General features: G+C 30.9%; 16 protein-coding genes. 7 read left to right on the top strand and 9 right to left on the bottom strand.

The window, feature by feature from the left end; translation table 11 throughout:
- Positions 1-552 precede the first annotated feature (552 nt).
- Positions 553-849: a GIY-YIG nuclease family protein gene (locus tag WG945_RS02530; protein WP_068453017.1), complete on the top strand. Its 297-nt coding sequence runs from the start codon at positions 553-555 to the stop codon at positions 847-849.
- A gap of 275 nt (positions 850-1,124) precedes the next feature.
- On the opposite strand, the gene WG945_RS02525 is transcribed toward WG945_RS02530, so the two are convergent.
- Complete coding sequence (locus WG945_RS02525; protein WP_068452806.1) at positions 1,125-1,637, bottom strand: VOC family protein; 513 nt, start codon at positions 1,635-1,637, stop codon at positions 1,125-1,127.
- A 157-nt stretch (positions 1,638-1,794) separates the two neighbouring features.
- Between WG945_RS02525 and WG945_RS02520 the strand changes: the two genes are divergently transcribed.
- Positions 1,795-2,070, top strand: a complete 276-nt coding sequence (locus tag WG945_RS02520) for a winged helix-turn-helix transcriptional regulator (RefSeq protein ID WP_068452800.1) — start codon at positions 1,795-1,797, stop codon at positions 2,068-2,070.
- A gap of 485 nt (positions 2,071-2,555) precedes the next feature.
- On the opposite strand, the gene WG945_RS02515 is transcribed toward WG945_RS02520, so the two are convergent.
- From WG945_RS02515 to WG945_RS02490, 6 genes are all read right to left on the bottom strand, one after another.
- Positions 2,556-2,963, bottom strand: coding sequence for a hypothetical protein (locus tag WG945_RS02515; protein ID WP_317039206.1), 408 nt, complete (start codon positions 2,961-2,963; stop codon positions 2,556-2,558).
- Positions 2,964-3,154: 191 nt separating this feature from the next.
- Positions 3,155-3,988: a mechanosensitive ion channel family protein gene (locus tag WG945_RS02510; RefSeq protein ID WP_068452797.1), complete on the bottom strand. Its 834-nt coding sequence runs from the start codon at positions 3,986-3,988 to the stop codon at positions 3,155-3,157.
- Positions 3,989-4,012: 24 nt separating this feature from the next.
- Positions 4,013-4,300, bottom strand: a complete 288-nt coding sequence (locus WG945_RS02505) for a hypothetical protein (RefSeq protein WP_068452793.1) — start codon at positions 4,298-4,300, stop codon at positions 4,013-4,015.
- Between the two features lie 15 nt (positions 4,301-4,315).
- Positions 4,316-4,699, bottom strand: coding sequence for a DUF3037 domain-containing protein (locus tag WG945_RS02500; RefSeq protein ID WP_068452790.1), 384 nt, complete (start codon positions 4,697-4,699; stop codon positions 4,316-4,318).
- On the bottom strand, positions 4,689-5,468 hold the full coding sequence (locus WG945_RS02495; RefSeq protein ID WP_068452787.1) for a HipA family kinase: 780 nt from the start codon (positions 5,466-5,468) through the stop codon (positions 4,689-4,691). Before WG945_RS02495 ends, WG945_RS02500 begins: the two co-directional genes overlap by 11 nt.
- Before the next feature lie 85 nt (positions 5,469-5,553).
- Positions 5,554-5,907 carry a helix-turn-helix domain-containing protein gene (locus tag WG945_RS02490; RefSeq protein ID WP_068452784.1) on the bottom strand — a complete coding sequence of 118 codons (354 nt, stop codon included), beginning with the start codon at positions 5,905-5,907 and terminating at the stop codon, positions 5,554-5,556.
- 476 nt (positions 5,908-6,383) lie between these two features.
- Between WG945_RS02490 and WG945_RS02485 the strand changes: the two genes are divergently transcribed.
- The 5 genes from WG945_RS02485 to WG945_RS02465 all read left to right on the top strand — a co-directional run bounded on the left by WG945_RS02485 (position 6,384) and on the right by WG945_RS02465 (position 11,327).
- Positions 6,384-7,442 carry a M14 family zinc carboxypeptidase gene (locus tag WG945_RS02485; protein ID WP_068452781.1) on the top strand — a complete coding sequence of 353 codons (1,059 nt, stop codon included), beginning with the start codon at positions 6,384-6,386 and terminating at the stop codon, positions 7,440-7,442.
- A gap of 77 nt (positions 7,443-7,519) precedes the next feature.
- The gene (locus tag WG945_RS02480) at positions 7,520-7,999 is read left to right on the top strand and encodes an Lrp/AsnC family transcriptional regulator (RefSeq protein ID WP_068452778.1); all 480 of its coding nucleotides are present in this window, start codon (positions 7,520-7,522) and stop codon (positions 7,997-7,999) included.
- Between the two features lie 113 nt (positions 8,000-8,112).
- A complete protein-coding gene (locus WG945_RS02475) occupies positions 8,113-10,104 on the top strand; it encodes an alpha-ketoacid dehydrogenase subunit alpha/beta (protein ID WP_068452776.1) in 1,992 nt (663 codons plus the stop codon).
- Positions 10,105-10,137: 33 nt separating this feature from the next.
- On the top strand, positions 10,138-11,142 hold the full coding sequence (locus tag WG945_RS02470) for an NADP-dependent oxidoreductase (RefSeq protein WP_068452774.1): 1,005 nt from the start codon (positions 10,138-10,140) through the stop codon (positions 11,140-11,142).
- A complete protein-coding gene (locus WG945_RS02465) occupies positions 11,142-11,327 on the top strand; it encodes a CPXCG motif-containing cysteine-rich protein (RefSeq protein WP_157603730.1) in 186 nt (61 codons plus the stop codon). Before WG945_RS02470 ends, WG945_RS02465 begins: the two co-directional genes overlap by 1 nt.
- Before the next feature lie 92 nt (positions 11,328-11,419).
- Here the strand turns inward: WG945_RS02465 and WG945_RS02460 are convergent, their stop codons facing one another.
- Both WG945_RS02460 and WG945_RS02455 read right to left on the bottom strand, forming a co-directional pair.
- Entirely contained in the window at positions 11,420-12,124 is a 705-nt protein-coding gene (locus WG945_RS02460) for a pseudouridine synthase (protein WP_068452757.1), read from the bottom strand.
- A gap of 6 nt (positions 12,125-12,130) precedes the next feature.
- Entirely contained in the window at positions 12,131-13,249 is a 1,119-nt protein-coding gene (locus tag WG945_RS02455) for a TlpA disulfide reductase family protein (RefSeq protein ID WP_068452754.1), read from the bottom strand.
- Positions 13,250-13,276 lie beyond the last annotated feature (27 nt).

Below are 13,276 nucleotides of genomic sequence, written 5' to 3'. Positions count from 1 at the left end.
CTTTCATTACTCGCTTTTTTTATTCAGAAAAAGAATAAAAAAGAGCTCAAACATGTCATTCAATCAGGGCTAGACTTGTTGGTAAGCTGTATTTATTTCTATTGACATTTCAAGCGTAGTCGAGAGCCAATTGTTATCCAAAACAATCTCCAATTGTCATTTCGACGATAGGAGAAAACGCATAACAAAAAACACCATAACTTTATGTGATTTCTCCCGAAGGTCGAAATGACAAAACTGTGTGTTTTAATTCTAACGCAAAATACCCTGATTGTCATTGAGAGGAACGAAGCAACCTCTTAATTTGTAACTCAAAACAAACAGATTACTTCGTCCTATTGTCCTCGTAATGACAGTCCATTTGTCATTGCGAGGAACGAAGAAATCTCTTAATGTGTACTCAAAACAAACAGATTACTTCGTCCTTTCGTCCTCGTAATGACACAGCATGTTTGTCATTGCGAGGTTACGAAGCAATCTCTTAATGTGCTCTCAAAATAAACAGGTTACTTCCTCGTAATGACAAAATCATTTATCTTAGAAGAAAAAACTATGAAAAAGTACCACATTTACTTTTTAACCAATAAAAATAATACTGTTCTATATATTGGAGTTACTAGTAATTTATTAAAAAGAATTTATCAGCATAAAACGAAAGAGTATAAAGGCTTTACAGCAAAATACAATTGTGATAAATTAGTGTATTTTGAAGAATATGATGATATAAATTCTGCTATAGCAAGAGAGAAACAATTAAAAGCAGGAAATAGAAAACGTAAAAATGATATCGTAAATTTAGAAAATCCTAATTGGAATGATTTGTCTGATGGTTGGTTATTTCAGTTTTAATTATCATTGCGAAGAAGAGAGTAATTTCATAATTTGTAACCTAAAATAAACAGATTACTTCGTCCTGTCGTCCTCGTAATGACAGTCCATTTGTCATTTCGAGGTTACGAAGCAATCTCTTGATTGTAACTCATAATAAACAGATTACTTCGTCATACTTCCTCGTAATGACAGTCGTTTGTCATTGCGAGGAACGAAGCAATCTCTTAACATGTAATTCAAAACAAACAGATTACTTCATTTGTACCTCATTCGTAATGACAAACCAGTTTATGTTACTTCGCATAAGCACCAGAAGAATAGGTTAACTCGTAACTATGCGTGTACACTTCAAAGACAATTCCGAAAGGATCTTCTACATAACACATTTTAAAAGGCTTATCTTCTGGGGAATATTCTCTAATTGGCATTCTTTGTTTTCCTCCGTAAGCAACAATTTTATCGACCAATGCTTCAATATTTGGATCTTGAATACAAAAATGAAAAAGACCTGTATTAAAAGGACTAAATTCTTGCGTTTCTTTAATTCCGTTCGGAAAACAAAATAACTCAACACCAATACCATCTGAAGTAGATAAATGTGCAATTTCAAATTCGGTCCAATCTTCACCAAAAACATCAATACACATTTTACCAATGGCAGTTTCTGTTTCTTTTTTAACAGTAGAAGGTTCCATTATAATATACCACCCCATTACTTCCGAATAAAATTTTACAGCCTCATTAATATTAGGAACGGTAAGACCAATATGTGAGAATGATTTAGGATATTCTTTATTTGTTTTCATAATCTATAATTTAGACTACAAATTTAACTTATATTTGCCTTTATATCAATAACTTACCAAAAAGTAGTATAGTTACCTAAACGAGTAAATTAATGATTATCAATATTATAAAAATAAAAATTTGATAGAAAAAATTACATGTCCGTTAAATTACACGATGAATTTAATAGGTACCAAGTGGAAACCTTTAATTTTATTCCATTTATTAGAAGGTGGTTTGCGTTCTGGAGTGTTGCAAAAACACATAATGGGTATTTCTAACAAAATGTTTACACAAACGGTAAGAGAGTTAGAAAAAGACGGACTTATTTCTAGGAAAGTATATCCTGTTGTTCCTCCAAAAGTAGAGTATACGCTAACAAAAAGAGGACAATCTTTAGAAGCAATTCTTAGAAGCTTAGATGCTTGGGGATTAAAAGATATAGCAGAATAATTATAAGGATTTTGTTTTATTTATTTTAAAACTCCAAACAAAAAAAACTCCAATTGTCATTTCGACGATAGGAGAAACCGCATAACAACAAACACAACAATAGCATCACTTTATGTGATTTCTCCCAAAGGTCTAAATGACAAAACTGTGTGTTTTAATTATAACGAAAAATAACCAGATTGTCATTGCGAGGTTACGAAGCAATCTGTTAATTTGTAACTCAGAATAAACAGATTACTTCGTCCTATCGTCCTCGTAATGACGGTAGGTTTGTCATTGCGAGGAACGAAGCAATCTCTTTATCTAAAAAAAGATTACTTCATTCGTTCCTTATTCGTAATGACACTCGAAACAAACCCCAATTATCAGTTCGAGCGCAGTCGAGAACCAAATGCTTTTATAAATTAAAAATTCGATTTTACTACTGCTTAAAAACAATAGTAAAACCGAATTAAAAAGTTAAGTTGCTTAACGTTTATTGAGTGCTATATAAACAACAGAATAAGTGTTAGCACAATTCCGCCAGCTGTAAAATACATTCCTTTTTTAAAAACAGGCATTTTTGGTGTATACATCCAAAAAGCAGAAAACACAAAAAACAATAAGGATGCTCCAAAAAAGATGTTTAAAAAATACAGCGGACTGTTGGTATTTGCTTTGTGTAAGTGTTCCATTTTATCAAGAATAAAAGGAAGTTGTTTTCTTTTTATAATAGCGACACCTGTTTCTTTATTATAAGTTCCATTTTTAAGATAAATAACATCACCTTCTCTTTTAACTACTTCTGCACCTTTTTTAAAGATGGGCTTTAATTGACGTTCCTTTAAATTTGGAGCCAATTTTTCTTCAGTAATAACTTCTGTTTTTAAGAAGTCGGTATTTCTGTACACCATTATAATTCCGCTTAAAGCTTACACAAACATAATTCCAGATAAAAAATATCCTAAATATCTGTGAATAATTCTAACTTGAAGTGATACTGGTGTTTTTCTTTTTGCCATGATTGTTGTGTTTTAAAATCCATTATATAGACTTTAATCTTCGTTAAAAGTTTAATGTTAATTGTGTGTTTTTTTAAGTAATGTTATTTGCTTGGTTTCATGTGAATATCCATTTGTGGAAAAGGGATGGAAATATCATTTTCTATAAACTTACGCCTTATTACCCTGCGGATATCACTCTTCATTCTATCAGAACCAAAAATAGTACTGCTATAAAATAATACTTGAAAATTTAAAGAAGAATCTCCAAAGCTTACCAATCTCGCTTCTATGTTTTTTTGACTATCTACATCTGGATGTTCTTTGGCGCTTTCTTCTAAAATTTTAATTACAAATTCTACATCACTTTCGTACGAAACACCAATATTAACTCTAAAACGATTTAAATGTGTTTGATGACTCCAATTAATTACTTTATTAGTGGTTATTAAAGAATTAGGGATGATGATAGAAATATCATCTGTATTTAATCCTTTAGAAGTACGCAAACCAATCTCTTGTATTTTTACAATATCGCCGTCTATTTCTAAAACATCAGAAACCCTAATAGATCTTTCAGAAAGCAAAATAATACCAGAAATTACGTCATTAAATGTTTGCTGTAAACCAAGACCAACACCAACCAATAAGGCTGCAGAACCCGCAATTAATATGGTTACTTTAATTCCGAAAGCTTCTAAAATAAAACCAAAAGCAATAATCCAAACTACATATTTTATAATTTGGAATAAGGAATAGATGTTTCCTTCGCTAAATTCATCTGCTCCTTTAATTCTAAATAAAGATTTTTTAAGCAACCATAACACAACTTTTGTTATGATAAAAATAAGGAGCACCATAAACAAGGTGCTAACCTTTAAGCTATATGTTCCGACACTAAAAAGTTCGAATTCTAAAATAGTTTTTAATAAATCCATATTCTTCTATTTGATAAAAATAATCTAGACACTACTTATTATGTAATAAAATACAGCAACTACAAAAGTAAGTATTAAGATGTTTATAATGATATTTTTAATCTTATCTGCTTTATACTGTTTTCTGATTTTTTCTTTTAAAATTTTCATTTCGATATTAGAAATCTCAGGAAATTCTAATTCTTGGGCAGGTTTGTCTTTTAGTAAACTTTCTCTTCTTTTTTGAAGCTCATATTTTAAAGTGCTTTTTCTGTACTTAGCAGCTTCTTGTTTTTTTATTAATGATGTTAATGCTCCAAAAGCTCCATGCATATTTAGTCTGTATTTTTACAAAACATATTTTTCAAAAATATCATTCAATTCTTTTTCTGGTTCATCACATAAACCAGGATGTGTTTTAGAACTCTGTATAATAGTACTTCTACAAGCCGCCAACCATCTAAAACGATCGGAAACATCAAAAGCACCAATTTTACCACCAGAAGCTTTTCCTTCGCAAATTAATTTCCAAGCGTTTAAATAATCATTTAAAAAATCTAATTCTAATTCCGGAGCTAACGCTTTTAATTTATCTGGATTGATGTAATATTTTATCCCTAAGAATTTTTTACGTTTAGAAAACAGAATTACACCTACATTAAAAAACTCTTCGCGTTCCACTTTTGGCACCAATCTAATAATAGCGTATTCAAAGGTAACTTTATCTTGCATCTTCCGCTTCTTTAACTAATTGATCAATCATAGAAAGTTTCGCATTTAAAAACTGAATGTACGCTGCTCTTATTTCTTTTGGCGATAAAATTTCTCCTTCATTTAATAACCAATCTTCTGGAATGTTAGCAATTATCTCATCTATAACCGCTGCATTTATCACTTTTTTAATTGCTGATGAAGCTTCTTGTAATTGTGTTGCTTTAGGCAAAAGCACATGGTCTTTAATTAAAGGAAAGGTTCTTGTTAAATGATTTTCCCAAGTTGCCCAATTATGATGAAAATAAAAGCTAGCTCCGTTATCAATAATCCAAAGCTCATTATTCCAGTTTAAAAGATTGGTATTTTTTGCAGTCCTATCTATATTGCTGATTAAGCTATCTAAAATAACAACTTTAGAAGCTGTTAGTGAATCTACTTTAGAAACCAAAGGATCATAAGTAATTGCACTCGATAAAAAATGCAGTCCTAAATTTAAACCAACACTAAATTTTAGTAAATCCTGAATTTCTTCATCAGGTTCCGTTTTACTAAAAGAATCATCTAAGTTCATAAAAACCAATTCAGGTACTTTTAATCCTATTGCTCTTGCAAGTTCCCCACCGATAAATTCTGAGATCAACGCTTTTTTACCTTGTCCCGCACCTCTAAACTTTAGTACATATAAAAAACCATCATCTGCTTTTACGATTGCAGGCAAAGAACCACCTTCTCGTAAAGGTTGTAAGTATTGTACAACATTTACGGTTCTAATATCAATTGTATTCATAAAGACTAAATTATACTAATTCTATAAATTGTAGATAAAAAAGAAAAAATTGTTTTTAAAAAAATCTAATTCAGATGTGTTTTTCTTATTTCTGATATTCATCAAAAGTACCATCAGAATAAAAAACAACAATACGTTGTATTTTTTTTCCAACAGTTTCAGTCGGAGTTTCATTAAAAAAAGTTGGAGCAGTGGCTGCCTTAGTTTCTGAATTTTTAGGAAAACTACCTTTTCCATTTAACAACCAATACATATCTACATCACTAAATTCTGATGTAACTTTTAGAATAAAATCTAAACTTGGTTTATTTCTTCCAGACAAAATATGAGAAATACTAGATCGCTGAACACCCACTTTATCTGCAAACATAGAGGCGGATAATTGATGAAATTCCATGACCTGCTTTAAACGCGCAGTAAATTCAGATATGTTTACCATTGTAATATTGTTTCTTTATACAAATGTATACAATCTAATCTTACTAACAAAAGATATAATTGTAAACAGTAAATAGTTGGTTTTTAAAGGTAAACTTAAACTTTAAATAAAGTCTATAAGCAGCTTAATTATAGTATTTTATTTTTTAATTATAAAAATTTACTATTCAATTTCACATGACATTGACCAAGATAGCAGTGGTTACAGTTTGCAATTTACAACGGTAACATCTGTATCTCGAAACAAGATTTACATTTGTAACAATTAGTGAATTTACAATTGTAACTTGTAAACTATTAACAATTGTAACAGTAAAAATGGTAACGAAATGTTCTTGTAAAAACGGATTAGAATAGAATATTTAAATGAATTTTTGAAGCTTATTTTTATCATAATAATATCTATATGATTAAATTTATATGATAGCTAACTTTTAAAAATTCTTTATTTTTGAAAAAAAAATACATCAGCACAACATGAATACTTTACCAATTGATTTTTTAGAAAATATTTATTCCACAGAAAAAGAAAACACTTTACATGGAAAATGGATTACCTATAAAGACATCGAAAATTTATTTTCTAAATACACTTCAAAATTTGAAGTTTCTCAAATTGGTACATCCGAAGAAAACAGACCTATTCAACAATTAAAAATAGGTACAGGTTCTAAAAAAATATTATTATGGTCTCAAATGCATGGAAATGAAAGTACAGGTACAAGAGCATTATTCGACCTTTTTAACTGTATTCTAAATTCATCTGAAGGTACTTTTCATAAAATACTAGAAGAATGTACGTTGCTTTTTATACCGATGTTAAACCCTGATGGAGCGTTGGCATATACAAGAGTTAATGCAAATAATGTTGATTTAAATAGAGATGCAGTAAACAGAGAAGCGAAAGAAAGTAAACTTTTACGCAGTATATTAGAAGAATTCAATCCGCAGTTTTGTTTTAATCTGCACGATCAAAGAACTATTTTTAGTGTAGAAGGCACCAAAAACCCCGCAACGATTTCCTTTTTAGCACCTTCGGAAGAAATTACTAGAGCACTTACCAAAGGGAGAATTGCGACAATGGATGTTATTGTGAGTATGAATAATATGTTACAAAACGTGATTCCTAATTTTGTAGGTAGATATACAGATGAGTTTTACCCAACAGCAACAGGGGATAATTTTCAAAAATTAGGATACAATACTATTTTAATTGAATCTGGTCATTATCCTGATGACTATAATAGAGAAGAAGCAAGGAAATACACTTTCTTTTCGATACTTCAAGGGTTGCATCATATTGCAAATGAAACTACGTTTATCAATTACGAGAATTACTTCAATATACCTAATAATGATAAAATTTTCTACGATCTAATACACAGATATGAAGACTCTTATAATGATGTTGCTTATCAATATGAAGACAAAATAATTGACGGAAAGTTTGTTTCAAAATTAAACAAAGTAGATGAAAAAAGTTTAAATTCTAAAATAGGGCACTCCGAAATCGTTTTCGGAGGTAAAAAAGTTTAAGTATTTGTTAGTTTTGTGTTCGTTTAATTAAATTAAATTCATAAATTTGCGTAGTAATTTGAATAATACGTAAAAAAATGAAAAAATTTATATTAGACGAAATAGATCATCAAATTTTAGATGTGTTAATTGAAAATGCAAGAACTCCATTTACCGATATTGCAAAACAATTATTAGTATCTGCGGGTACAATTCACGTACGTGTAAAAAAGATGGAAGACGAGGGTATTATTCAAGGATCTACACTTACTTTAAATTATGAGAAAATGGGGTATTCTTTTATAGCACATGTAGGTGTCTACTTAGAGAAAACATCTATGACTCAGAATGTTATTGCAGATTTAAGAAACATTCCTAATGTTACTGTAGCTTATGTAACTGCTGGTAAATACAATATTTTCTGTAAAGTTAGAGCCAAAGGAACCAACGATGCAAAAGATATTATTTATAGAATAGATGATATTCCTGGAGTAAATAGAACAGAAACAATGATCGCTTTAGAAGAAAGTATCAACGATAAAAAGAGAATGATGCACGAGATTTTTCAACAATTGTAAGCTTCTTTTTTAAATGTTATAAAAAAACCTTATCAGTAAAATGATAAGGTTTTTTTATGAATTCTATCTCTTAATCTGTATGTTTGTTAGCATAAGTGTAAAATCTACAATTTATGTCTTCAAAAATTGATTTTATTAAACCCGCTTCCATACATAACGCAATGTTATTAAGCCTCTACAAAAGCATGTTAAAACCTCGTTTAATAGAGGAAAAAATGCTGATTCTTTTACGGCAAGGAAAAATATCTAAATGGTTTTCTGGTATTGGTCAAGAAGCAATTTCTGTGGGCGTTACAGCTGCATTAGAAAAAGATGAATATATTTTGCCAATGCATAGAAATCTAGGTGTTTTTACGACTAGAGAAATTCCTTTGCATAGATTATTTTCTCAATGGCAGGGTAAAATGAACGGTTTTACAAAAGGCAGAGATAGAAGTTTTCATTTTGGTACCCAAGAATACAATATTGTAGGCATGATTTCTCATTTAGGTCCGCAATTAGGTGTTGCAGACGGAATTGCATTGGCCAATTTATTACAAAACAATAATAAGGTCTGTGCTGTGTTTTCTGGCGAAGGCGCTACTAGTGAAGGTGATTTTCATGAAGCATTAAACGTAGCTGCAGTTTGGAACTTACCTGTTTTATTCTGTATTGAAAATAATGGCTACGGACTATCTACACCAACTTTAGAGCAATTTAAATGCAAAAATATTGCAGACAAAGGAATTGGTTACGGAATGGAAAGCCACATTGTTGATGGTAATAATATTTTAGAAGTCTATGCTAAAGTGAGCGAATTGGCAAAAAGTGTTCGAGAAACTCCAAGACCTATTTTGTTAGAGTTTAAAACTTTTAGAATGCGTGGTCATGAAGAAGCAAGTGGTACTAAATATGTACCGCAAGCGGATTTAGACTTTTGGGCAGCTAAAGATCCTGTAGAAAACTATCAAGAATTTCTTAAAAACGAAGGTATTTTATCCGAAGAGCTAGAAGTTACTCTTAAAAAAGAAATAGTCCATGAAATAAATAAACACCTACAAATTGCTTTTGATGAGGAAAAAATAATTCCACATTTAGAAACTGAATTGAATGATGTGTATCAGAATTATAAATTTAACCATATTGAACCTTCCATAGAAAAGAAAAAAATCAGATTTGTAGACGCCATTTCTGAAGGCCTAGAACAATCCATGGAAAAACATACTGATTTGATAATCATGGGACAAGATGTTGCGGAATATGGTGGTGTTTTTAAAATTACAGATGGTTTTGTTGCTAAATTCGGAAAAGAACGTGTTAGAAATACACCTATTTGTGAATCTGCAATTGTTTCTGCCGCGTATGGTTTGTCTGTAAACGGAATGAAAGTCGTAGTAGAAATGCAATTTGCAGATTTTGCTTCCTCTGGCTTTAACCCAATTGTAAATTTATTAGCTAAATCTCATTATAGATGGCAGCAAAAAGCTGATGTAGTCATTAGAATGCCTTGTGGAGCAGATATTGGAGCAGGCCCTTTTCATAGTCAAACCAATGAAGCTTGGTTTACCAAAACTCCGGGATTAATAGTAGTATATCCTGCATTTCCTCAAGATGCAAAAGGCTTGTTAATTGAAGCTATAAACAATCCTAACCCTGTACTTTTCTTTGAACACAAAGCATTATATCGATCTGTTTATCAAGAAGTATCAAAGAATTATTTTACGACAGAAATAGGAAAAGCTGCACATGTAAAAGAAGGAACACAACTTACAATTATTAGTTATGGTGCTGCAATACATTGGTGTTTAGAGGTTTTAGAAAAACATAAACACATTTCTGCTGATCTTATTGACCTTAGAACTTTACAACCATTAGACGTAGCAACAATTTATGCATCCGTAAAGAAAACAGGGAAAGCCATTATAGTACAAGAAGATTCTTTGTTTGGCGGAATTGCGAGTGATATTGCTGCTTTAATCAACGAAAATTGTTTTGAACACCTAGATGCTCCTGTAAAAAGGCTCGCGAGTTTAGAAACACCTATTCCGTTTGATAAAAATTTAGAAAATCAATATTTAGGAAAAAATAGAATAGAAATGGCTATTTTAAATTTGATGGAATATTAAAAATTGTTATTTTTAGAACTTAAACAACTACTAATGAACAACAAACAAATCACCCTAAAAAATCGTCCGCAAGGTACACCAGACAATAATACTTGGCAATTTGAAGAAAACCCAATTCCCGCTTTAAAAGAAGGAGAAATTTTAATTCAACAACATTATATTTCTCTAGATCCGGCAATGCGTGGTTGGATGAATGACACCAAATCATACATTCCGCCTGTAGCATTAGATAGTGTTATGAGGGCAGGTTCTATTGGTAAAGTCATTAAAAACAACAACAATCCTAATTTTCAAATTGGCGATTGTGTTTCTGGTTGGGGAGGCGTTCAGCAATTTATTGTTTCAGACGGAAAAGGATGTTTTAAGGTGGATGAAAAAATAGCTCCAATGCCAGCTTATCTTGGTGTTTTAGGCATGCCTGGTATGACAGCTTATTTTGGCATTTTAGAGGTAGCAAATATAAAAGAAGGAGATATTGTATTGGTTTCTGGTGCGGCTGGTGCTGTGGGGAGTATTGTTGGTCAGATTGCAAAAATTAAAGGTTGTAGAGTAATTGGTATTGCTGGCGGAAAAGAAAAATGCGATTATATTGTAAATGAGTTAGGTTTTGATGCAGCTATCGATTATAAATCAGAAAATATTTATACCGCATTAAAACAAAAATGCCCAAAAGGAATTGATGTTTATTTTGACAATGTAGGAGGAAAAATTTTAGATGCAGCTTTAAGTAAATTACGCATGAGAGCAACGGTGGTAATTTGTGGTGCAATTTCTCAATACAACAACAAATCTAAAGTAACTGGCCCAAGTAATTACTTGTCTTTATTGGTTACACGCTCTACCATGAAAGGAATGGTGGTTACAGATTATACAAAAGATTTTGGCAAAGCAGCGAGACAAATGGCTATTTGGTTAAAAGAAGGCAAACTAAAGTCTCGAGAAGATGTTTATGAAGGAATCGAGAATTTTCAAGAAACCTATAACAGGTTATTTTCTGGAGAAAAGAAAGGTAAACTAGTATTAAAAGTAATAGAGTAGTGGAGTTAGAACATTTTTTTCAGTGTCCATATTGTTGGGAAGAAATCTCAATGATTTTAGACCAAAGCGTGTATCAGCAAACCTATATAGAAGATTGCGAAGTTTGTTGTAATCCTATAGAAATTACACCAATTTTTGAAGAAGGAGCATTGGCTAGTTTCAATGCACAGTCTATAGAACAATAATTATTACACAGAGATTTACAAAGATGTTTTTGAAAAAAAAACTCCGTAAAACTCTGTACTTTTTCTCTGTGAATCTCTGCGAAACAACTTATTTACTCAACAGGGTTTTTCCAAGAAAAAGCTTTAAATAAAGCAATCCAATCTTCAGAAAAAGAAGCTTTTAAGGTTAACTCTTCATTCGAGAAAGGATGTTTAAAAACTAATTGACCCGCATGTAAAAACATATTTTTCCAACCAAAGTTTTCTTCAAACATTACATCATGATTCTTGTCTCCATACTTTGTATCACCAATTAAAGGGTGACTTATTTTATTGGAATGCACTCGTAATTGATGCATTCTTCCTGTTTTTGGAGATAGCTCTACCAAACTATAGCGAGAAGAATCATACGGTTTTACAGGAATGTCTAAAGTAACTTGCTCTAGCGTTTTTAAGTGTGTTAGTGCCTCTTTATGCACATTTGCATCTCTTCCTTTTACTGGAGAATCTATAACTTTTGTTTCTGGAGAAAACCCACGAACCACTCCGTAATACGTTTTCTGAATTTCATTAGCTGTAAAAAGATCTTGAAACTTAGAAACAAACTGTGTTTCTTTTGCAAGCAGAATAATTCCAGAAGTTTTTCTATCCAATCTATGAATAGGATAAAATTTACCACCTATTTGCTCATCTAATAGTTGTAGAAGCGATTTTTCATCAGCAACATTTCTAGAATGATGTGCATGGTGTACAAGTACATTATTAGGCTTATTAACGCAAATAATATACTCATCTTGATAAATTATAGGGATTTCCATAAATAATTATAATAATTTTTGAAGTTGATACTCTAATTCTGTTATTGAAATTTTTTCTTTAATAATACCTCCGTTTCCGTCAATCAACACCATATAAGGAATTGTTTTAACTCCGTACATAGTAGATATTCTACCGAAATCATCAAAGATATGATGCCAACTCAACATTTGATCTTGCTCAATACCTTTTTTCCAATCTTCTCTGTTTTTATCCTCAGAAACAGTAAGAATTGTAAAACCTTTGTTTTTATAAGTATGGTAGAGTTCCCGAACTTTAGGCATTGTCATTCTACAAGGTCCACACCAACTCGCCCAAAAATCTATGAGCACTAATTTTTTACCTTTTATAATTGATTCCAAAGAAATTAACTCTCTATTTAAGCCATCACCAGAAAACATAATAGCAGGTTTTCTGTATATTTTATTAGCTTGAGCAATTTTTATGGTTTTAGCCAATTCATCCTCAACAATTTTTTCCAATCTTTTAATCTCTTCAACTAAAACACTTTTTAGAATAGTCGTTTTTGAAATTTCCGTATTGTTTACTAAGTTTTTAAGTTCTTCTAAACTAAAGTTTTGTGTTGTTAAAAAAAGAGTATTAGATAGCAGGTTATTTGCATTTGACATAACATAGTCTGTCGTTATCTTTTTCTCCTCAATCTCAAGTTCCTGAACTGATTTCTGTAGGAAATCTGATGTGATTTCACCAAGCATAAACTTGTCTAATAATGCTAATTTTTCTGTATTTAAATGGTTTTTTAAGTTATTGAAAGTAAGTTGTTTTGTGTTTAGATCACCACCAGAAACTATTGTATTGTCATCATTTAAAACAACAGTATAACTGCTGTTTTCTAAAATGATGATATGTTTTTCTCTTTGATTTCTTACTTGTAACTGATGAATCTCTGGTTGATTTAAAAAGCCTTTAAAATGAAAAGCGTTATTGATTACTTTCGAGGAATCTATTTTTTTGTTTTCACCATTGATTAAATAAACAAGAGCAGCATTGGTTGTATGAGGTAAAGCACCATTAATGCTATACCCTTTATAAACTTCTTCTTTCTTATCGATTAAATTACAAGAAGTTAATAATAGAAAAACACAAAAGATTAGCAATTTAGGCATAAAATATATTTAACATTCATCTAAAAT

This window comes from Polaribacter atrinae, assembly GCF_038023995.1.
GTDB classification, from domain to species: domain Bacteria; phylum Bacteroidota; class Bacteroidia; order Flavobacteriales; family Flavobacteriaceae; genus Polaribacter; species Polaribacter atrinae.
This window is presented reverse-complemented; position numbering and strand designations above follow the sequence as displayed.